This window comes from Acidovorax sp. Leaf73, assembly GCF_916855635.1.
Lineage (GTDB): Bacteria > Pseudomonadota > Gammaproteobacteria > Burkholderiales > Burkholderiaceae_C > Acidovorax > Acidovorax facilis.
Genome location: NZ_CAKASI010000002.1, coordinates 364,072 through 385,291 on the forward strand (window position 1 = coordinate 364,072; position 21,220 = coordinate 385,291).

The following is a 21,220-nucleotide window of genomic DNA, read 5'->3' on the forward strand; positions in this document are numbered from 1 at the left end:
CCTGAGTCGCTTCGCGCCTTCCCCCCGCTCTCGCATCGCTGCGCGATGCGGGCAGGGGGACGCCACCCGTGCGGCGGGGCGGCCCTTGCACGGTGGCACTGGCGTGGGGCCGTGCGATATCAAAGACTGAGGTAGTTGCCGGGGCGTAGTAAACCAGGATGCGGCACCGATACCCGCGGGTTCATGGCTTACCGACTCCGCCTAAGTTTCGTCTAAGTGTCCGTGCCCACACTGCCTTCCATCGCAACCCTGATTGAAAAGGCAGACACCATGAACAACACGCTTGCATCCACTCCCCGCCGCCTGATCCTGGCCCTGGTGGCCGCGGGCGCTGTGGGCGCCACCGGCGCCGGCCTCATCAGCGGGCACCAGGCCAGCGCGGTCACACCCTCCACGCCCATCGTGGCGCAGACGGCCATGGCCCTGGGCGGTGCGCTGCCCAGCTTTGCGCAGATCACCGCGCAGAACGGCCCGGCCGTGGTCAACATCAGCGTCACGGGCAGCACCAAGACGGCGATGGCCAACGATGAGGACGATGACGAGCAGCCCGCTGCCCGCCAGGGCCGTGGCCCGCAGATCGACCCGAACGATCCGTTTTACGAATTCTTTCGCCAGTTCGGCTTCCCCGGCGCGGGCCCACAAGGCCAGCCCAACGTACCCACCCATGGCCAGGGCTCGGGCTTTATCGTCAGCCCTGATGGCCTGGTGCTGACCAATGCCCACGTGGTCAAGGGCGCGAGCGAAGTGGTCGTCAAGCTCACTGACCGGCGCGAGTTCCGCGCCAAGGTGCTGGGCGCCGACCCCAAGACCGACGTGGCCGTGCTCAAGATCGACGCCAAGGATCTGCCCACCGTGCGCCTGGGCAGCACGCGCGACCTGCAGGTGGGCGAATGGGTGCTGGCCATCGGCTCGCCCTTTGGCTTTGAAAACAGCGTGACGGCGGGCGTGGTCAGCGCCAAGGGCCGCTCGCTGCCCGACGACAGCCTGGTGCCCTTTATCCAGACCGACGTGGCGGTGAACCCCGGCAACTCTGGCGGGCCGCTGTTCAATGCGCGCGGCGAGGTGGTGGGCATCAACTCGCAGATCTACAGCCGCTCGGGCGGCTACCAGGGCGTGTCGTTCTCCATCCCCATCGAGCTGGCCGCCAAGATCAAGGACCAGATTGTGGCCACCGGCAAGGTGCGCCACGCCCAGTTGGGCGTGGCCGTGCAGGAGGTGAACCAGGCGTTTGCTGAATCCTTCCAGCTGGACAAGCCCGAGGGCGCCTTGGTCGCCAGCGTCAGCAAGGGCAGCCCGGCCGAGAAGGCAGGCCTGCAGGCGGGCGACGTGATTCGCCAGGTGAACGGCCAGCCCATCGTGGCCTCGGGCGACCTGCCCGCCTGGGTGGGCCAGGCGCAGCCGGGGCAGCAGGCCAAGCTGTCGGTGTGGCGCCAGGGCAAGCCCCTGGAGCTGACCGCCACGCTGGGCGACGCCAGCGACAAGGCGACCAAGCAGGCGCGCAACGACGATGCCGTGGGCAAGGGCCAGCTGGGCCTGTCCCTGCGCCCGCTGGACCCGCAGGAGCGCCGCGAGGTGGGAGTGAGCGAGGGCCTGGTGATCGAACAGGCGCGTGGCCCCGCAGCGGCGGCCGGTGTGCAGCCGGGCGATGTGCTGCTGGCCATCAACGGTGCGCCCGCCAGAAACATCGAACAGGTGCGCGCGGCGATGGCCAAGGCCACCACGGGCAAGTCGGTGGCGCTGCTGATCGAGCGTGATGGCAACAAGATCTTTGTGCCGGTGCGCCTGGGGTAAGCGACCCAAAAAGCTCTCTTGGCGTCGTTGTTCCGTCTTGCCGTACTTTCGGTACTGTCTGCGACGAAACGCGTAGGAGAGGAGGCTGTCGGACTTGGAAATCGTCGGCTGCAAATTGGCCGCAGCGGTCCATTTTTTACCGTCTTTTTGCCCCATAGCCCGGCTATGGGGCTGCAAATCCGGCAAAAACTGTCCTCGCTGGGGCCAATTTTCGCTTCGACGCTCCAAGTCCGACAGCCTCCTGGCCAGAACCGCTGCGCTGAGCTTTGTGGTCCGCTGTGATGCGATGCCTGCACGGGCCACTTCGGTGGCCCGATTGATTTCATTGGCTATGCTTGCCCACCATGCGCCTCTTGCTAGTTGAAGACGACCCCATGATCGGCGAAGCCGTGCAAGACCTGCTGCGCGCCGAACACTACGCCGTGGACTGGGCGCGTGACGGCGACGCCGCCGACACTGCATTGCGCACCCAGCCCTATGACCTCGTGCTGCTGGACCTGGGTCTGCCCAAGCGCGACGGCCTGGCCGTGCTGCGCGACCTGCGGGCGCGCAAGAACCGCACCCCCGTGCTGGTGGCCACCGCACGTGATGCCGTGGCCCAGCGCATCGAGGGGCTCGACGCGGGGGCGGACGACTACGTGCTCAAGCCTTACGACCTTGATGAATTGCTCGCCCGCATCCGCGCCCTGTTGCGCCGCGCTGCAGGGCGGGCCGAGCCGGTGTATGAGCACAAGGGCGTGTGCATCAACCCCGCCACGCGCGAGGCCACGGTGAATGGAGTTCCTGTTGTGCTGTCGGCGCGCGAATGGGCGGTGCTGGAGCCGCTGATCGCACGGCCCGGCATGGTGCTGTCGCGCCAGCAGCTGGAAGACAAACTCTACGGCTGGGGCGACGAGGTGAGCAGCAACGCGGTGGAGGTCTATATCCACGGCCTGCGCAAGAAGCTGGGGCCCGAGCTGGTGCTGAACGTGCGCGGGGTGGGCTACCTCGTGCCGAAGGCATGACCCCCCTGAGCGGCTTCGCCGCTTCCCCCCAAGGGGACGACAGCCTTTGCTGCGGGGCGGCCCTTGCTGGCTGCCCCCGCGCAATCTCCCGCCCTGGGCATGCGGCGGGGATGGATGGATAGAGATGAAGAACGTGCCAACCACCTCCTGGCGCAGCGCGCTGCAGTCCATGCTCCCGCGCTCTCTGCGCATGCGTCTGCTGGTGTTCCTGCTGGCCGCCATCGTGCTGGCCGGCGCAGTGCAGGGCGCACTGGCCTACCGGGGTGCGCTGGACGAGGCGGATGCGCTGTTCGACTACCACATGCAGCAAACCGCGCTGGCCTTGCGTTCGGGCCTGCCGGTGGATGCGCAAGGGCTGGGACCGGGCCTGGACCCCGAGGACGAAAACCACGAATTCATCGTGCAGGTGTGGACCAACGAAGGCCTGCGCATTTTTGAATCCGCCGTGGGCGCGGCCCTGCCGCAGATCGCCGTGCTGGGCTTTGCCAACGTGCAGGCGCGCGGCGGTACCTACCGGGTGTTCTCGATGCAAACGCGTTCGCAGGTGATCCAGGTGGCGCAGAACATGGCCGCGCGGCGCGACATGGCCCGCAGCCTGGCGTTGCGAACGCTGGCGCCGCTGGCCATCATGGCTCCGCTGCTGGTGCTGGCCGTGTGGTGGGGTGTGAGCCGGTCGCTGGCCCCGGTGGAGCGCGTGCGCCGCCAGCTGGCGCAACGCCAGGCGGATGACCTCTCGCCCGTGAGCGATGCGCAACTGCCCGACGAAGTGCAGCCGCTGGTCAGTGAACTCAACCTGCTGTTCGAGCGCGTGCAGCGCGCCTTTGACGCGCAGGAGCATTTTGTGGCCGATGCCGCGCACGAACTGCGCTCGCCCCTGGCCGCGCTGCGCCTGCAGCTGCAGGGCCTGCAGCGCGCGGGCGATGATGCCGCGCGTGCCGTCGCCATCGAACGCCTGTCGGCCGGCATCGACCGCGCCACGCGCCTGGTGGAGCAACTGCTCACCCTGGCCCGGCAAGAGGCCAGCACCGCCACCACCGAACCCGTGGACCTGCACGCCGCGGCGCAGCTGGCCCTGGCCGACGTGGCCCCAGCCGCGCAGGCGCGCAGCATGGATGTAGGCCTGCTTCACTCCGACGCCGCCACCGTGCCCGTGACCGTGCGTGGTGATGCCGAAGCCCTGCGCATGCTGGCGCGCAATCTGCTCGACAACGCCATCAAGTACACCCCGCCCGGCGGCCAGGTGGACCTGCAGGTGCGCCGCGAGGGTGATGCCGCCGTGCTCACGGTGGAAGACAGCGGCCCCGGCATCGCCCCCGAGCACCGCGAGCGCGTGATGCAGCGTTTTGTGCGCGAAACCTCGGAAGGCGCTCCGGGCAGCGGCCTGGGCCTGGCCATCGTGCAGGCCATTGCGCAGGGCCATGGCGCCACCGTGCAACTCAGCGCTTCGCCGCGTCTGGGGGGGCTGCTGGTGACGGTGCGGTTTGGCTGAGGTCTGCTGCTGGAAGGCCCGTTGGGCGCACGTGCTGTCTGTTGATGATGCTTCTATTTTGATAGCTATTGGCGCTTGATGAATAAGCGCCAGGGGCCAAAAAAGCTCAAAATATGCAGGCTGCAGGTGCCTGCAGATACCGTCGCCTCTGCGCCAGGCCCGGTAGGCGTGTCGCCGCACAATGCGCAGGCGCCGCATCCATCGTGGTGCACTGTCTTCCGTTGATCCAGAAAGCATCCGCATGCACTTCATCGTTCTCGGCGCAGGCGCCATTGGTTGTTATGTGGGTGGGCGCCTGGCCGCGCACGGCCAGCCGGTCTGCCTGGTGGGCCGTCCGCATGCGCTGGAGCCCATCGCGTTGCACGGCCTGAAGGTGAGCGACCTGGACGGCTTTGACCGCACCGTGCCGGTATCTGCACTGCAACTGGCCCACACGCTGGCCGATGCTGCGCCGGGCCCGGACAGCATCATCCTGCTGTGCGTCAAAAGCGGCGCCACCGAATCCGCTGCGCGCGAACTGGCCGACGCCTGTGCGCCAGGAACGCCCGTCATCTCGCTGCAAAACGGCGTTGACAACGTGGCCCGCGTCACAGCCCGGGCGCCAGGCCTGAGTGTTCTGGCGGGCATGGTGCCTTACAACGTGGTGCTGCGCGGCGCCCAGGTGCACCGTGCCACCGCGGGCCATTTGCAACTGCAGCGTGATGCCGTCACCGAACGCATCGCGCCGGTCTTCAACGCTGCAGGCCTAGCCACCGTGTTGCCCGCCGACATCCGTGCGGTGCAGTGGGGCAAGCTGCTGCTCAACCTCAACAACCCGGTCAATGCGCTATCCGACCTGCCTCTGCGGCAAGAGCTGCTCGACCGCGACTGCCGCCGCGTCTTTGCTGCCCTGCAAACTGAGGCGCTGCGTGTGATGGCGCGCGCAGGCATCGCACCCGCCCAGGTCACCGCCGTGTCGCCCACGCTGCTGCCCCATGTGCTGCGCCTGCCCAACTGGCTCTTCACCCGGCTGGCAAAACGCATGCTGCAGATCGACGCCAAGGCGCGCTCGTCGATGTGGGACGACCTGGAAGCCGGGCGTGTGACCGAGATTGATGCACTCAGCGGTGCTGTGGTGAGGCTGGCGGCTCAGCAGGGCATGGAGGCGCCGCTGAATGCGCGCATGTGCGAGCTGCTGGGCGGCCCGCGCCAGCGCCTCACGGGCGCGCAGATGCGCAGGGCGTTGGGGCTGTAGTCAGGCAGTTGGAAGCGCGTGGTCCAGCGGCACACGCAGCCCGGTCTTCAGGCTGGCCAGTGCGACCGACGTTCTGAACCGCTTGATGTTGTCATCCCCCTCAAACAGCCGCTGCGTCAGCGCCTCGTAGTCGGCCATCGACGCCACGTTCACCACCAACAGATAGTCCGCCTCGCCCGTCACGCTGTAACACTGCTGCACCGCGTCTTCGGCGGCAATGCGCGCGCGCAGCGGGGCGGTGCGGTCGGGACGCTCGTTTTCGAGGTGCACCTCCAGCACGATGGTCAGCGGTTTGCCCACTTTCACCGGGTCCAGCACGGCCACGTTGGCGCGGATCACGCCGCTGTCTTTCAGCCGCTGGATGCGTCGCTGCACAGCGGGTGCCGACAGGTTGACCGCCTGCGCAATCACGCGCTGGGGTGTGGTGTTGTCGGCCTGCAGGATGTCCAGGATGGCGATATCAAAGCGGTCGATTGCTGGGGTGGCGGGCATGGGGCGCCTCGTGGTGGTGAGCGAAAGTTGCGCGCGGACCCTGAAAATCGAGCAAAAAGCACGCAGGGGTCACACTATATTTTCAACCCATGAGCGCTTCCCTTCTGCACCGTTTTTTCCCCTTTCTGGCCGTTCTGGGCTCCGTCACCGCGTTGGGCATTGGTACCTCCTGGGCCAAGCACTGGCTGTTTCCGGTGGTGGGGGCGCAGGGCACCACTGCCGTGCGCGTGGGCTTTTCGGCGTTGCTGGTGCTGTTGCTGTGGCGGCCGTGGCGCTGGCATCTGTCGCGGGCCGATGCGCGTGCCGTCATGTTGTACGGCGCGGCGCTGGGGGGCATGAACCTTATGTTCTACATGTCGCTGCGCACCCTGCCGTTTGGGCTGGCGGTGGCCATCGAGTTCTCAGGGCCGCTGGCGGTGGCGATCTGGTCTTCGCGGCGCGCCGTGGATTTTGTGTGGGTGGCGCTGGCCATGGCCGGGTTGGGCATGCTGCTGCCGCTGGGTTTGAACGGCAGCACGCTGGACCCGGTGGGAGTTTTGTATGCCTTGGGCGCGGCGGTGTTCTGGGCGCTGTACATCGTGTTCGGCAAGCGCGCCGGGCACCTGCACGCCGGGCACACGGTGTCGCTGGGCCTCTTGGTGGCGGCGCTGGTGGTGGTGCCGGTGGGCGTGGTACATGCGGGCGCTGCGCTGCTGTCGCCCACCGTGCTGCTCATCGGCTTGGCGGTGGCGGCGGTGTCCAGCGCCATTCCGATCTCGCTCGAAATGATGGCCTTGAAGCGCCTGCCCAAGGAGGCCTTCGGCATCATGATCAGCATGGAGCCTGCGGTGGCTGCTGTGCTCGCCTTGCTACTGCTGGGCGAGCACCTGAGCGCCATTCAGTGGCTGGCCATTGGCTGCATCGTGGCGGCTTCCATGGGCAGTGCGATGACTGCTGGTCGGCCCTCTGGCGCCGACCGCGCAGCGCCTCAGGCGGCCTGAAATCGCGCACCGCCTGGGCATGTCCAGACTTCCGGGATGGCCGTCCCGCTGACACCCGGCCGTCGGCAAAGGATGACACGCACAGAGCGCGCTCCGTGGTCAGAATGGGTCTATCTCATAGGAGCCGCCCATGATGCGCACTTCGCCGTTGCCACAAGCCAAGGTCGCTGAGGCTGAACGCAAGGTCAGCGCCATCCTGGCCGACCTGGAAGCAGCGACCCATTCAGAGGTCAAGGACATCGCTTTGGAAGACGTGGTGGAAACCGACGCCGCTAGCGGCCAGCCAGCCGTGCACCAGAGCGTCGACATCACCGTACAGCCGCGCGCGCAGCGCAAGTGGCTCACCAAATAACGCAAAAGCCCGAGGCCCTTGGCTGGGCTGCCAGCCGGTCAACCGGCGGTGGGTCGGCCACCTTGGCGCAGCTGCAACACCCGCGCAATGAGGTTGGCATACCCTTCCTCGGCCTGCGCCAGCAGCGGCAAACCTGTCTCGCGCACGGCACGGTCCACCGCGTCGGTCCATGCGGGCGTACCGGGCGCCGCCTGTGCGCTGGCCATGGCACCCAACACCAGTTCTTGCCCCCAGAAGTACACCTGGTCAGCGTGCACGTTGGCCTGCATGCGCTGCACCTCCGCCAGGGTTTGTGGCTCCGCCAGGTACAGCCAGATGTCTGCGTACAGAAAGTCAACGGGCGCGCCCTGGGGTTGCCACTGCAGCGCGTCGGCCTGCACCAGCTCTACCTTGCGCGCTGCAGACTCCGGCAGCCCCTCCAGCACGCGGCAACGGCCAAACAGCTCCAGCACATCCCCATCCCGCTCCACCACGGTCACGCGCTCCACCGTGGGCTGCAGCGCGATGTTGGCCGCCACCCAGCCCATGCCCAGGCCCATCACGACCGTGTGGCCCCGCGCATGGCGGCAGGCCAGTTCCTGGCTTTCCACTTCCATCGGCGACAGCGACATCCAGGTTTCCCACCCGCCCGCAGCGCTCTGGCGCATCAGCACTGTCGAGCCCGAGGTGACACACGGGCCGCTGTGGTAACCACGGTCCAGCCCCACCCCAGTGCGCTTCATCTGCCACGGCCCCACGGCCCCGTCGGGGTACTGCGGCATGTGCCAGTGCGGGGAAAAAACGGGAATCCCCAGCGCCTGCGCCAGTGCGCTGGCGGAGGGCTGTGGGGCAAAGGGAAGGATGGAAGGGGATGCCGACATAGGCTGATCTTAGGTGGGGAACTAGCGTATTGACTTGAGAAAGTGCGCATCTGCCGGGGGCACTGGGCATTGTCCGACAGCCTCACGGTCTGCAGGATGGCGCACACGGCGCTGAGTGGACCCTAAAAGAGAGGGAGATGAAACCGTTTTGTTTTGTCACCCCCTTCCAGGAGACGCACATGCATCCATCCACACTCCCTCATCCGGCCACCCCACCGGTGGATGAAGACCTGGCCGACCAAGCCCGCCCCGGCTACGGCATCCCGTCGCAAGACCCGCGACCTGGCGCCCAGACCGCCCTGGAGCCCGAAGACGCAGAGCGCGAGGCCCATTCCGTGCTGGTGGGCGGCGGCATGATGGCGGGCGCGGCTGCCGGTGCGGCCGTGGGCGTTGCAGTCGCTGGTCCGGTCGGCGTGGTCGTCGGAGGCACCTTGGGCGGCATTGCGGGTGCGCTGGGCGGCGCGGCAGCGGGTACGGCGGTCAATACCGAAGAAGCTGGTGAGGCAACCAAGGCTACTTCCGACAGCGGCGTGCGCGGAGACGGTTCAAGAAGCTGAGGGCGGCGGGCCTTCGTGTGGCTACAGACTCCACCGCACACACTGCGAGGAGCCTGCCGTGAAAATGCTTCTATTTTGATAGCTTTCAGCGCTTATCTATCAAGCGATAGAAGCCATTTCGCCATGAATTTGGTCCCCTCGACAGCTCTCACATTCTGCCCGCTAGGCCGCATGAATACTCACTTCTAGAAAGCCGCTGGCAGAATGTGCCCCCATTTGTGCCCCCAGCCCTTTTTGGTGCCCCTTGAAACTCACAGACACGAAGCTCCGCACCCTCTCTGAACCTGGCAAACACGCCGACGGCTTAGGCCTTTATCTCGAAATCACCAAGGCAGGCGGGCGCTACTGGCGCATGAAGTACCGCTTTGCCGGAAAAGAAAAGCGCCTGGCCTTCGGCGTCTACCCCGATATCAGCCTCAAGGCCGCCCGGGAGTCCGCCAGCAAGGCCCGCAAGCTGCTGCAAGACAACCAGGACCCCGGAGAAGCCCGCAAGGAACACAAAGCTCGGGTCATCCACGAAAACCGCAACACCCTCGAAGCCGTGGCCCGCGACTGGCTCGAACACCAGTCCACCCGGTGGGAGCCCGTCACCATGGGCCGCATCCGGGCTTCTCTTGAGTCGGATGTGTTCCCGACCCTCGGTTCACGGCCGATGGCCAGCCTGAAGGCCAGGGAGGTCATGGAAGCGGTCAAGGCGGTGGAGGCGCGTGGCGCCAGCGATCAGGCCGGCCGCGTGCTGCAGCGCGTGAAAGCCATCTACCGCTGGGCCGTAACGCACCAGCGCATCGACACCAACCCCATGCTCGATCTCGTGCCCTCCGAGATCCTCAAACCTCGCTCCGTCCAGCACCGAGCCGCCTTGGCAGAAAAAGAGCTGCCCGAGTTCACGCGCAAACTCGCGGCCTATGACGGCGCACCCAGCATCGTGCTGGGCCTGCGCATGCTCATGCTGACGGCCTGCAGGCCCGGGGAAGTGCGCGGCGCGCGCTGGGCGGAATTCGACCGCAAGGCGGCCCTGTGGACCATCCCCGCAGAGCGCATGAAGATGAGGGAAGAACACCGCGTGCCTCTGTCCAAGCAGGCCCTCGAAGTGCTGGACAAGATCGAAGCCATCAGCGGAGGCCGCGAACTGGTGTTCCCCAGTCCCTACTACCCCAGCAAGCCACTGAGTGAGAACACCTTCAACTCAGCACTCGCGCGCATGGGCTACAAGAGCATTGCCACGGCCCACGGATTCCGGGCGTTGTTTTCGACGGTGGCCAACGAACACGGCTGGAACCCGGATGTGATCGAGCGGCAGCTCGCGCACCGCGAGAAAAACGAGATCAGGGCGGCGTACCACCGAACCACGTACATGGCGGACCGGACCAATTTGATGCAGTGGTGGGCGGACTATTTGGGAGGAATGAGAAAGAGGCACAAGTGAGACCCGCGATCTACTGATGGGCGAATCATTCTTGCAAGGGCCGCCACCTTTGATGCGATGGGAGTTGGTGGATTGGCACCGAGCACCAAGTGTTCGTCGAACATAGACTGTTGTGCGCGCATTGGTAGCGACCAAGTAGGAACGGCATCGAAGCAAGACACAACCAAAGGATGGCGAGAACCGCAGGACATGCTAGATCGATGCTGGTCCGCCGTTTGCACTGAAATCCGTCAATCCTGAAGATGCATGTGCAGCAAAGCTATCGCGAGATACGAGGAGCGCTGAACCCTCTTTGGTTGTGGGATCGAAGCTAGCGATACGCCAGAAGCCTGCGTCTCCGAAATCGATGAAGACGGGCTTGTGTCTGTGCCAGCGATGGAACAGCTTGCTACGACCAACGAACTTGAAGTAAGCCATGCCATCCACAACGCGCCCGCGACTCAAGTTGAAGTAAGTTGCATCGAACTGTCCTTTCGTACCATCGACGACCCAAACGATCGTTTGATAGAACTGTTCACGCGCGTTCACTTCTTCTGGGGAAATGGTTGACCGCTGGAATTCAATCACCAAGCCGTTCGGTGTGCGAACGTCGGCAATATGAAGTTCGCGAGTGACTGGATTTTGCAAAGGAATCTCTTGCCATTCGACTGGAAAGCGGTTTTTCCAATCGCGATGCCATTGCGTCTCTGACTCCCACCATGGGTCACAGTGGGAACATCTCAGATGAGCCCAGTGCCAGACTTTGTGAGGACCACACTTCGCTGTAACTTCCTTGCTGCAACCTGGGCACAGTCCCCGTGTTTTTGGCTGCGCATCAGTCCTCTGACCATTGACCAGCGCAAATCGCATATGACCTCTCGTTGTGTGGATCTCATTTTTTGCCGGAATGTGTCGCAACACGCGATCAGCTGGGAAGCAGTACGACCGGGAGGTACTGCGTCAATTGTCGCGGCCCGTTCGTCAAGCAACCTCGGACCACCTCAGCGCAAAAAGTAGATATGGATCGCGGATGTCGAGCACATCACTTTCGCCGTCCCATTCCAGAATTGATGCACTGCCTGAAGCATTCGCGATTTCTGCCATATGTGCACACGCACCTGTGACGCTTGACCCACTTGGACTTTCTCCATGCTTGCAAAGTCGCTCAATCCGACCGTTGAGATTGGCATAGCGAATAGTTAGCTCTGGCGGATCGGCGGCTATCGCGCGAAGGAGTAGTGGATACACATCGAGTTGCTCTCCCCCAGCACGCAGGTTGTACGTTTTCCTGCGTTCCCCGCGAGTCTTGGGACCATCCTTCATGCTATCTATCACCGATGTGTAGTCCGTCATCAAAGATGTCATGACACACACCTTTTTGATGATCGCCAAGTCGCATGGAACTTGCTTTTTTGTCTCGCTGCGTTGCTTTATCTCCAACTCGTGGCAGAGGTTTAGACATAGCGACTGCATCAGCTGAGGGGACCCAGCTGCCTCACGAGAAAACGCTTCAACGATTGCGTCTGGCACGCTAATGTTTAATGCCTCGAACCCCTTCTCTGCAATCTTTTTAAGTGTTAGGGGATTCCAGTAGTCGAAGTCAATTTTTACCATTCGCCCCCGCAGGTCAGGGTTAGCCAAAATGACGTCATCTGCGTGGTACGGCACGGACGCGCACACGAACATGACCCCTTGTCGCACAGCTTCCTTTACCAGAGTCGCAATTTCGTCCTGGATTGGTTTGGGGATGTAGTGAAAATCATCTATGAAGATGATGAAGTCGGTTCCAGAGAACTCTCGGACGATGAGGTTCAGATAGTCGGGCGCAATGCTGCTCGTGACCGTACTGCCTGCTTGTGCTTTTCCTCCAAGCGAACCTGCCACCTTGCAGCCGGGGGCGCCGAGTTCAATTGATCCACCTTGAGATTGCTCCTGTGAGTTGGCCACCGCCTGTGTGCTCGGGATTGGAGTTCCCACTTTGTCAAAGACTCGCTTCCACAGAATATCGGCACTGGAAACGCTGGCCCCTGTGACTTGAATAAGGTTATCTTTCCCCACCACAGTTTCAACAAACACGGTCTTGCCGGATTTGGAAGGTCCCGCTAACGTAACCACCGCACCTCCCATTTCGAGGGCACGTCTGAGGGTGCGTCTCTTCTCAGTCAGGTGTTCGCCGATGTATGTGACGGTTGGCTGGGTAGTCGGCGTAAAAACTTCGCTGCGTTTCATTTTTTCCTCTGCGGATGTAACCGAGAGTGAGAATATCAGTTGTGAGCGTGTAGCTTTGTCGGGGCTTGTACTTGCATAGGGGGTAGGTACTCGATATTCGGCCAGCGGTTACAACGTTTGGGGTGACGTTTTCCAACATGACTACACCAGAGATCAACCGACGGAATCCATCTGGCTCCCTCAGCGCAAAACAGGTCGAAGCGTGATGGGGAGTAGGGAGGATCCAGCCTCGCTCGCCTCCTTGCCAGGCTGTTTCTACCGAACCTGTCAATTCGCCCTCCGTCAATGCCAGAACCCAATTGAGCGCACTATGGTATTCCCTGCAGGACTATGGACAGGCCTGGTTCTTGACAAGGTCCTACGTGGGCCCCAGCGCGCAGTGGAGACCCCGCCTCACCTGCCCTCTAAACAGCCCGCTTTTGCCGACCTTGCCGACCGTGGGCTGCGTAAGGCGTGGTGCGGCCTTGGGGTCGATTTCCGAGTTGTTTCGGATGACGGGATTTGACGGACTTTGTTTGCCACTATCGAATGAGGGCAAGTGCCCGGTTACGTTACGGGCTAGAAAGACGGCGCGTCAATATTCGGCCAAAAAGCAGCCGTGGCGGCTAAAGACTGGTCTCGCGATTGAAGGGTTAAACGGCACTTTTGAATCTTGCGGCTACTTCAGCCTTTGTGCCGTAAGACTCCCGATCAGAGGACCAACTTTTGACAAGCTCTGACACTCCCTTCGATATCACAAGGAATGTGTTTGCGAGGTCAAGCCGTTGCTCTTCACTGAGGTATTCGTCCTCATCTCCGATTGCCAGCTGTCGGACCCCGTCCTCGTCTCGCGCGGATCTTTGCAATAGGTGCATCACGTGCTGCTCAGACAGATGGATGTACCCAGACGACAAGGCATAGACGTGATTGACCCAAGGGTTGGTTATCGCCAAAAGTTCTTTCAGGCGTGCGTCTGTCATCTTCTTGCCAGAGGTATCGGCAATCTTTCTTAGCGCTACGCCTTGAATTACCTTGTTGGCAACTCCGTGTGGATCGCCAGATAGCTTGATGCCGTAGAACCGGAGCACGTTGTCTAGCTGCATCCTCAGCAAACCCGCAGCCGGTATGTAGCCGCCATTTCGTGCGAGAAGTACGAACCCTCGGATCAAGCTCATTGATCTATCTAGCACCGCGAGGGCCACCGTATCAGCAGGGTAGAGGCTACCTTCGCATCGGTCATACAAACCTTTGCCTACCTCAGCATGCCGTTCTATCAATGCTTCAAGGGCTGAGAGTGCGCTTTCCATGTGTTGTGTTGTCTATCGTCGGGGTTCATCGGCGACCGAAAGAGAGGACCGGAGCGAAGCGAGAGGCCGCCGTTGGGCGTCCGTGTCGAACGACCTGTTAGCGATCATCACTCCGGCCTCCATCGAACTACTCGATATCCCGGGTTTACGCGAAATGTCACGTAGACAGAGCGAAAGCAGCCGAGGTCATTGACTTGGCTCCGTTGCCACTCCTCTCGAATGCACTCAAAGGTGTGTGCGTCCAGAAATGGGTACTGTATGGAGGCAACTAGATATCCAGGGCCATACTGCTCGCGGAACGGTACGTACCCCTTCTTCTCCATCTTCGACTTCAGTGCCGTGACGAACTTGGAGGCGAACTCAAGATCCATGTCCATGAACGGCCCATTCCCCACAGACGCGTGAGTTTCACCCGGCGTTGCGTAGGAATTGAGATCTCTCGCGTACGCCTCATTCCAAAAGGCGGTGACGACCTCCGCCCATCGCGTGGTGCGTCCGGAACGAATGATTGCCTCTGGTGGATCCGGTTCGGCTACCACTTGGTACGTTGATCGATGTCGCCGATTCAGCTCGCCAACAAGCAGCCCTACTTGGTAGCGTTCATGCTTTTGCTTTGTCAGACTGCGCGGATTCGGCATGGCAAGCTCTAACGCAATTTAGGTCGCAAAACCAGCGAGATAAAACTGGATCGTGCGGGATATTTTTGACACTGGTTTGTCCTGGAAATAGCTTGCAACCTGGGTCTTGAGGCACAGGGCTGTTCAAACGTCCAAATACAAGTTTCCGCTAAACCAGGCAATTTTCAACTCTGCAAACTATAGCGTGTCAGCGGGCAGGGCTAGAGTTTTCCAATGGCACTTTCGGACTGCGAGCAAGCCGACTGTGAGTCATTGCCAGCTTTAGGGCGTATGCACCGTTGGCTTCGGGATCGATGCTTACTTTCGCGCAGGCAATCGGAATGAACGCTTTGCAGCCTACGGAGCTGGTGACACCAATCGGGCGAATTCGCGTGGCCCGCTCAAACAGTCGAAGCCGACATCGGCGCACATAAGCGGAGCCTAGCTTTTCTGGTCGAAACACAAGGCTTTATCGAAATGCACCGAAGTTGCGGGTGTCGCCGGGCTTCTTCCTGTCGGGTAGAAGTAGTCAACCGTTCGGATATCGTCTGCGCATCTCAGATTCGGCGGCCGCGATGGCGTCACCAAACATTGAGCGATAGTCAAGATCGAAAGAGTTCTTGACGATCTTGAGTTTTCTGCTTCTCATCGAGGCTAAGCACTCACTGGCTTGGGAGGCTGTCAATGGAAACGTGTTCGGCCCCGCATCCGCTAACTGTACGCAATGGTGCAAGCCTGCCACATAGTCGGGAAGCATGAGCAATGGCTCATCTTCTTCCGTTGTCATTCGGACATCACAAGTCTTGAATGTGACGCCAACCGTCTGGGTTCTGAATTGAGGTCGCGCTCCATTCCATAACTCCATGAATGACTCTCGGCTTTCGCCGCCAAGCTCATCATCAAAAATCAGCGTTTGACTAATGGTTATGGGGCCATGCGCTTGCGCACGTTCGATTGCTTTCGACAGATATGCAGCATGGCCGCTTGCGATTACCGCACCATCAAGGAGGGCCATGGTCCTGGCGATGTTAGCGGCCTTCAGCAGGCCTGCCTTTCCGCCTTGGAGGCGGTTCAACATGTGTTCGTGGGCCGCGCTGTCTTCCCAGAATTTCTGCCACGCTAGCGTCGCGAGATCTCGGGTTACTGCGCCGACCGCAAGGCACTCGCGTGCCACGATCCGCCCCACTTCCTTCGCCTGTGCAAAAGTGCACTGCCCCCACTTGGGAAGGCCGGGAGGCAGGAGACTCCGGACATAGTCGGCACGGTCGGCCGCGATTGCAACACCACCCGTAGTGACAGCGAGATTGGCGCCATTGCGGTGGAACTGGCCCGCGATGTCGACAAGCAGCATGTGATGTTCCATACGAAGCAAAGTCCTGTTCAATGGTTGGGCTGAATCCTAGCCGAAGCTTATTGTTATGAAACTGTTCGTCTTTCTTGTTGACATCGACCATCCCTGGCTGAGGTGGATTTTTTCAGCCGAACTGTCTGGGCACAGTACTTCGTCATGAACGACCGCGATTCGCCGAATGCCGACCTGCAAAAAAAGGCCCCGACATTGCTGCCGGGGCCTTTCGTGTTTCAGGGCCAGGGCATGCGCCCGGCTCGGTTCATGTTGACGCTCAGGCCGTCGCCTCCGCCTCCGCCCGCTGCAACTGCATCACCTTCACCGGCGTAAGGAACGCACGCCCCGCAAACGCCCCCAGCTCCAGCGGCCCCAGTGCCTCCACTTCGGGCCGCTGCTGTGCCTCCGGCCGCTCCATCGCCACGGCCGACAGGCGCTGCCAGATGAACTTCATCCGGTAGGCCCGTGGATCGTCGGCTTGCCGGTCGATGCCCGTGGGCTCCGATGCATGCGTCATCAGCGCCATGGCCCGCGTGAGCGCCTCTTCGGACTCCGCCAGGGCCTTGTAGGCTTCCAGCCGCGCATAGGCCCCATAGGCCGCCTCGTGTGCGTTGGCGTAGTGCTCCGCAGCGCGCGAAGCACTGGCGCGCAGGGGCAAAGTCGTACGCTCCGAATCGGCCAGCACCTCGCGCAGTTCTTCGGCAATGGCCAGGGCGTCGTTCTTCTTGAACAGCGCCTCTTTCACGGCCTTCGTCTTCTCAAAATTCGCGGCCGCCAGCAACTGCTTGAACTCCAGCGTGGCGGTCTCTGCCGCAGCCTCATGGGCGGCGATCTTGCCGCGCAGGTCCGCATGGCGCTGCATCAGCTCCGCGTACTGCTTGCCCGAGCCCTCGTTGAAATCCGCGCAGGCCTTGAGCAACGTCTGCAGCGCGGTGTCGTAGGCCGCCTGGGCCTGGGTCAACTCATCTTGAATCGGGGTGGTGGTGTTGGATGCGGTGGTCATGGTTGTGATTTCTTTCAGCAGTCGGTGAGCGTGATTTCTGCGGACTGGGCGTGGCCCGTGCGCGTGTTGAATTGAAGAGACAGCTTCTGATCGACGGCAGAGAACTCGCCGGTGATCTTGTGCAGCTCGGTGCGCGCTTGCGTGTATTCCGCCAGGGCGGATTCGAGCTTGCGATTGGCGGAGACATAGGCCGCGCGGGCCTGGGTTTCATTGGCAAACATGGTGAACTTTCAGAGGAAAAAATGGAAGGGAACACGGAGAAAAAGAAGAACAAAAGCCAGGCACAGCGGCCGGGCAGGGCGAGGCCCTGGCCACGATCAATCAGCGTCCAGCCACTCGATAAACCCGGTCTCCTGCAAGTGGCTGCGCGCCACATGCCGGGCCGCCGGTGAGAACTTGCCGATGACGGCCCTCAGCACCGTACGCAAGGCCAGCAAACGGGCCACCAAGGGCTCATGCTCAGCACGCAGGGCCGCCAGCTCTGCCGCCTGCACTTCGCAGCGCTTGCGGGCCGCATCGAGCTGCATGCGCAGGGATGGCGAGTCATCGGGCAGCGCAGAGGCTGCAACTGGTAAAGCCGATGGCAAAGGCTGAGCCAGCCGCAACAACAGCGGGGCCGCAGCACCGGCGCGTAATGCCTGCAACTCCGCCTTGCGCTTCTCGCGGTGCTTGCGCTGGCGCTCTGCGTTCGACATGGGAGCCTTGGCCGGTGTGGTGTCGCCGGTGGCGAAAGTAGCCTTGCTCATGGCGCCCCCAGTTCCACCGCGTTCGGGTGGAAGAAGTGACAGTGCTGCAGCACGTTGGGCGCTGGCATGAACCACGGATTGACGCCCGGCATCAGGCCCTTCTGCGCCATCGCGCAATAGCCTTTGCGCTGCAGGTGTACGCAGTCGCTGCAGCGGTGGCGCTCGTCATCAACGAACCGCGCGCCACGCATCCGCAGCAGGGCCACAAGGCCCGCGCGGTGGTCGCGGATGGCCACGCGCTGGTCGGGACGCAAGGTACTTGCGGGCGAGACCTGCAGCGCTCCGGCATCCGTCACAGCCAGGGTCAACCCAGCGGATTCCAGCGTCTGCAGAATGCCCCGCGCGGCCGTGGCCAGGGCCTTGTCGGCATCGGTCAAACCGGTGTCAGCGCAAAACGTGGACGCGCCATCCGCTGGCGGGAACCCACCAAAGCCAACCAAACCCACCACGGCGGCGTTACTGGAATCGACATGAGGGTCAATCGTGCTCGGTCGATTCGCTGCCAGGAACCCACCAATTGGCACCAAACCCACCACGTCGGACTCGCTGGATTCGGCATCGGTGGAAATTTTGTGCGCGCCGTTGACCGCCAAACACCCACCAAAACCCCCCAAACCCACCACGGTGGGCTCGCCTTCTGGCACGGTTTCGCAAATCTCGGTGCGCCGGTCGTCCGAAGTAAACCCCCCAAAACCCACCAAACCCACCAAGGCGGGAGCTTGGCCCGAACGCGCGGCGGTCATCAGAACACCTCCACATCGTCGGTCGAGTCGCCGCTGTTTGGCCAGGCAGGCGCCGCCGTCCCTCCGAAACTCGCGCGCGTTTCGTCTGGAATAAACCCCCCATAACCCACCAAACCCACCGCGCCGGGGGCATCGGAGGCGTCCGGACCCCCCGTTTTGGTGGGTTTGGTGCCTTTTGGTGGGTTTGTAGCGGTCAATGGCGCGTCCACGTTTCGCGGCCCGCGATTGGCGCCCTCCAGATCGCCGTTGGTGGGTTTGGTGGGTTTTGGAGGGTTTATTTCCGGCGATGGACGCACCGCGTTCGCGGAGGTCAGGGAATGCACCGACCAATGGAGGACACCCGCCCTCAACCCTTGCCGCACGAACTGCTTGCCCCCGACGATGCGCCCGGTCATCCGTTCCACCCAGCGGCCCAACATGCGCGAGTTGACCTTCCCGGCCTGCCCTGCAATCTCGTCCATCGCCCCGCCCAGCCGCTCGTCGGTATCGCCGCGCCGGATGACACTGGCCACGGTCGTTTGCATCCCCCCGAAAGCCTCGTGCCACGCCTCCAGCATCGCGGCCAGCTTGGTGGTCTCCGGGTCCTGCTCGAAGGCCCTGGCGGCCGCCTCCATCGGGTCGCCCAACGATGGCAGTTCCGGGTCCCCGGCTTGCCGCACCAACCCCGCCAGCCAGCACAGCGGCTGCCGCACCAGATCATCCCAATGCTCGAAGCTTGCCGTGCGCCCTTTGGCCACCTTGGGCCGCCCGGCCGTGATGTAGGCCCGCACGATGGTGAGCGCGGCCACCACGTACTGCAGCCGGTCGTTCGTCATCATCTGCGCCGGGTCGAAAGAAAAATCTCGCGTGTAGGGCTTCTCGCTCTGCGTGTCGATGCGCGCCGTCAGCACCCGGCGGCAGGTGTCCGAGGTCATGCGCAGGTTGTTGCCCGTGGCGATGAACAGCGCCCGGTTCGGTAGCGTCACGGTCTCACTACTGCCCAGGATGCGGTCGGCGAACGTGGGTGCGGTCAGAAACGCATCGAGCGACGCGGACCCTAAGGGCTCGCGCACGTTGTCCCAGAGCACCACGCGCTGGCCCTCGCGCAGCACGGCAAACAGGCGCTTGCGGGTTTCTTCGTCGGTGTCTGCGGGCGGCAGGATGGCCGGGTCTGCACCCATCGCCAGAATCCCGATACAACGGGCAAGCAGCGTCTTGCCACTCCCCGCCGCAGGCGCATCCAAACCAATGCCGGGGGCAGTGGGCAGACTCGCCCGCAACGCGGCCGACAGCAGGCCATGCAGCACCACACCTCGCGCCACATCGTCCACCAGCGGGAACAAGGCCAGGGGGCGCCACAGGAAGCGCAGGGCCGCCAGCGCATCGGCTGGCGTGGGACTGCTGGGCACCTTCGGCGGGTTCGGGTGCTCGCTGTAGAACAGCAGCCCGGAAACGTCGTCGTGCCCGGGGCGGTCCAGAATGGAACCATCGAGCCGCAGCGTGGGGGCTGTGACCACGGCGACAAGCTTCTTGAACCCCCGCTCGCCATGCTTGGCCAGGATGGCGCGCGCCACGCCCAGCGGCGCGTCTTCTGCACCTTCTTCGGTCTGGTCATCGCCCGCCGAATCCTTGCGCTTGCGCACCGAATAGAAGTCGCACACGCGTCCCATGTGGTCCGTGAGCCAGTCGGGTGACACGGGCCGGGCCTTGCCCTCGCTGACGTAGGCAATCGCCCCCTCGCCATAGTCGAACAGCTCGCCCCGGCTCTTGAGGACGGACAAAACAGCGTCGGTCGTTGCGACACGCATCCCCCGCCCAATCTGCACGCGCGCCGACTGCCGCATCAGCTCAAAGCGCATGCCCCCATGGCGGTGCGTGTAGAGGTACGGCCGCTGCCCGCTCTTGAGGTTCACCACGGCCACACGCCGGTCTGTGTCCGGGTCCAGCGGGTCCGCGAACTGCGTGTTGTGCCAGCGGTCCGGGGCGTCCAGAATCTCCCCGACAGAGACCGGCTCGCCTTCGGCGGATGTGAGCATGAAGTGGCCCATGAGAACCCGCTTCTCGCTCGCGCGCACCAGCACATCCCGCGCCTTCTCCAGCGGTATGCCGCGCCGCATGGCGAGCGATGGCGCTTTGGCATTGGCCCAGCGTTCACGCTGCGCCGCACACTGCCCGGCGATGGCCTCGCGCTTCGCGCGCTTGAGGCTCTGCACCTGCTTGCGGGTCTCGCCGTCGCATTCGATCAAGCCCAGGTCGAACAGGGCCGAAGGATCGCCATAAATGCGCGCTGCAGAGCCAGGGCGGTCCAGGCCGTCCAGCAGCACCGGGGGCGCGCAGAAGTCCAGCCGCTCGGGTTGCCACACGGTCGCATCAATGAGGGACCGCTCCAGCGCTTGCCCAGCGCGGCCCACCTCATACCAGCCTTGGCCAAAGGCCCACAGCAGCGTGAACAGCGTCTTGCCCGCGTCCGGGATGCGTGAGGCATCGCGCACCGGGATGTAAAGGCGGTGCCGGTCCAAGCCCGACAGCACGCGCCCATCAGGCGCCTGCACACCAGCCGAACAGCTCGGCCGCCACAGCATGGGCGCATCGGCCAGCGCGGGGCATGCATCGATTAAACGCTGGCGCAGCTCGTCCGCGTTCAGCTCGCCGTTCGGGCACCCATCGTGATCGAGCATCAGCACGCCAGGGCCACGCGGAAACGCGAAGTGTTGGCGCGTGCGGGAGATGGCTCCGTGCGCTCCATCGTTCACCTGCGCATCCCGCTCCGCCACGATGGCGGCCTGTTCCGGCGCGCAGATGCCCCAGCCCACGGCCTGTGCCGGGTTCAGGTGGTCCAGTGCCTGCGCGAGTTCATTCAAGCCACTGACGCGCACACGCTGCGCAGTGCCCGCCATCATCGAAGCGGCCGCCTGTTTGTTCAGCGTGCCGTCGCGGTTCAGACTCAGCACCTTGGTAAGCCGCTCGGGCTCGGTGGAGGTGAACACGGTGAACTGCAGCGCGGGAGCGCGAGCTGCTGCGGTCGCTGGCACTGCGGCTTGTGCGCTGGTGTCGTTCGATGCCGCGCCCGTGCTTGTGGCGTTGGCCTTCTTCTTTGCCATGGTGATT

Annotated in this window: 19 protein-coding genes; 8 read left to right on the forward strand and 11 right to left on the reverse strand. The window is 63.2% G+C overall.

All coding sequences use genetic code 11. The features are described from left to right. Positions 1-270 precede the first annotated feature (270 nt). The 4 genes from LPA35_RS08005 to LPA35_RS08020 all read left to right on the forward strand — a co-directional run bounded on the left by LPA35_RS08005 (position 271) and on the right by LPA35_RS08020 (position 5,518). Positions 271-1,791 carry a DegQ family serine endoprotease gene (locus LPA35_RS08005; protein ID WP_228896356.1) on the forward strand — a complete coding sequence of 507 codons (1,521 nt, stop codon included), beginning with the start codon at positions 271-273 and terminating at the stop codon, positions 1,789-1,791. A gap of 344 nt (positions 1,792-2,135) precedes the next feature. Next, positions 2,136-2,795: a response regulator transcription factor gene (locus LPA35_RS08010; protein ID WP_055394326.1), complete on the forward strand. Its 660-nt coding sequence runs from the start codon at positions 2,136-2,138 to the stop codon at positions 2,793-2,795. A 124-nt stretch (positions 2,796-2,919) separates the two neighbouring features. Further along, positions 2,920-4,284, forward strand: coding sequence for an ATP-binding protein (locus LPA35_RS08015; protein WP_228896358.1), 1,365 nt, complete (start codon positions 2,920-2,922; stop codon positions 4,282-4,284). Positions 4,285-4,525: 241 nt separating this feature from the next. After that, complete coding sequence (locus LPA35_RS08020) at positions 4,526-5,518, forward strand: 2-dehydropantoate 2-reductase (RefSeq protein WP_228896360.1); 993 nt, start codon at positions 4,526-4,528, stop codon at positions 5,516-5,518. Here the strand turns inward: LPA35_RS08020 and LPA35_RS08025 are convergent, their stop codons facing one another. After that, positions 5,519-6,010, reverse strand: a complete 492-nt coding sequence (locus LPA35_RS08025; protein WP_228896361.1) for an Lrp/AsnC family transcriptional regulator — start codon at positions 6,008-6,010, stop codon at positions 5,519-5,521. An 89-nt stretch (positions 6,011-6,099) separates the two neighbouring features. Here LPA35_RS08025 and LPA35_RS08030 point away from each other — a divergent pair, with 89 nt between their 5' ends. Next, entirely contained in the window at positions 6,100-6,990 is an 891-nt protein-coding gene (locus LPA35_RS08030) for an EamA family transporter (RefSeq protein ID WP_121420984.1), read from the forward strand. 130 nt (positions 6,991-7,120) lie between these two features. Continuing rightward, positions 7,121-7,342, forward strand: coding sequence for a hypothetical protein (locus LPA35_RS08035; protein WP_228896363.1), 222 nt, complete (start codon positions 7,121-7,123; stop codon positions 7,340-7,342). A 38-nt stretch (positions 7,343-7,380) separates the two neighbouring features. On the opposite strand, the gene LPA35_RS08040 is transcribed toward LPA35_RS08035, so the two are convergent. Then, the gene (locus LPA35_RS08040; protein ID WP_228896365.1) at positions 7,381-8,202 is read right to left on the reverse strand and encodes a hypothetical protein; all 822 of its coding nucleotides are present in this window, start codon (positions 8,200-8,202) and stop codon (positions 7,381-7,383) included. A gap of 179 nt (positions 8,203-8,381) precedes the next feature. Between LPA35_RS08040 and LPA35_RS08045 the strand changes: the two genes are divergently transcribed. Then, on the forward strand, positions 8,382-8,759 hold the full coding sequence (locus tag LPA35_RS08045) for a hypothetical protein (protein WP_121420981.1): 378 nt from the start codon (positions 8,382-8,384) through the stop codon (positions 8,757-8,759). Between the two features lie 244 nt (positions 8,760-9,003). Continuing rightward, positions 9,004-10,185: an integrase arm-type DNA-binding domain-containing protein gene (locus tag LPA35_RS08050; RefSeq protein WP_228896367.1), complete on the forward strand. Its 1,182-nt coding sequence runs from the start codon at positions 9,004-9,006 to the stop codon at positions 10,183-10,185. A gap of 192 nt (positions 10,186-10,377) precedes the next feature. Here LPA35_RS08050 and LPA35_RS08055 read toward each other — a convergent pair whose 3' ends face one another. From LPA35_RS08055 to LPA35_RS08095, 9 genes are all read right to left on the reverse strand, one after another. Beyond that, on the reverse strand, positions 10,378-11,034 hold the full coding sequence (locus tag LPA35_RS08055; protein ID WP_228896368.1) for a competence protein CoiA: 657 nt from the start codon (positions 11,032-11,034) through the stop codon (positions 10,378-10,380). Between the two features lie 111 nt (positions 11,035-11,145). Beyond that, the gene (locus tag LPA35_RS08060; RefSeq protein WP_228896370.1) at positions 11,146-12,393 is read right to left on the reverse strand and encodes an ATP-binding protein; all 1,248 of its coding nucleotides are present in this window, start codon (positions 12,391-12,393) and stop codon (positions 11,146-11,148) included. Positions 12,394-13,025: 632 nt separating this feature from the next. After that, on the reverse strand, positions 13,026-13,679 hold the full coding sequence (locus tag LPA35_RS08065) for a hypothetical protein (RefSeq protein ID WP_228896372.1): 654 nt from the start codon (positions 13,677-13,679) through the stop codon (positions 13,026-13,028). A 1,146-nt stretch (positions 13,680-14,825) separates the two neighbouring features. Beyond that, positions 14,826-15,647 carry a hypothetical protein gene (locus LPA35_RS08070; protein ID WP_228896374.1) on the reverse strand — a complete coding sequence of 274 codons (822 nt, stop codon included), beginning with the start codon at positions 15,645-15,647 and terminating at the stop codon, positions 14,826-14,828. A gap of 271 nt (positions 15,648-15,918) precedes the next feature. Continuing rightward, positions 15,919-16,644, reverse strand: coding sequence for a hypothetical protein (locus LPA35_RS08075; RefSeq protein WP_228896376.1), 726 nt, complete (start codon positions 16,642-16,644; stop codon positions 15,919-15,921). A 14-nt stretch (positions 16,645-16,658) separates the two neighbouring features. Further along, a complete protein-coding gene (locus LPA35_RS08080) occupies positions 16,659-16,865 on the reverse strand; it encodes a hypothetical protein (RefSeq protein ID WP_228896377.1) in 207 nt (68 codons plus the stop codon). A 96-nt stretch (positions 16,866-16,961) separates the two neighbouring features. Continuing rightward, on the reverse strand, positions 16,962-17,390 hold the full coding sequence (locus LPA35_RS08085; RefSeq protein ID WP_228896380.1) for a hypothetical protein: 429 nt from the start codon (positions 17,388-17,390) through the stop codon (positions 16,962-16,964). Further along, on the reverse strand, positions 17,387-18,133 hold the full coding sequence (locus tag LPA35_RS08090) for a hypothetical protein (protein ID WP_228896382.1): 747 nt from the start codon (positions 18,131-18,133) through the stop codon (positions 17,387-17,389). The genes LPA35_RS08085 and LPA35_RS08090 overlap by 4 nt, the downstream gene beginning before the upstream one ends. Further along, the gene (locus LPA35_RS08095; protein WP_228896383.1) at positions 18,133-21,213 is read right to left on the reverse strand and encodes a hypothetical protein; all 3,081 of its coding nucleotides are present in this window, start codon (positions 21,211-21,213) and stop codon (positions 18,133-18,135) included. Before LPA35_RS08095 ends, LPA35_RS08090 begins: the two co-directional genes overlap by 1 nt. Between the last annotated feature and the right edge of the window lie 7 nt (positions 21,214-21,220).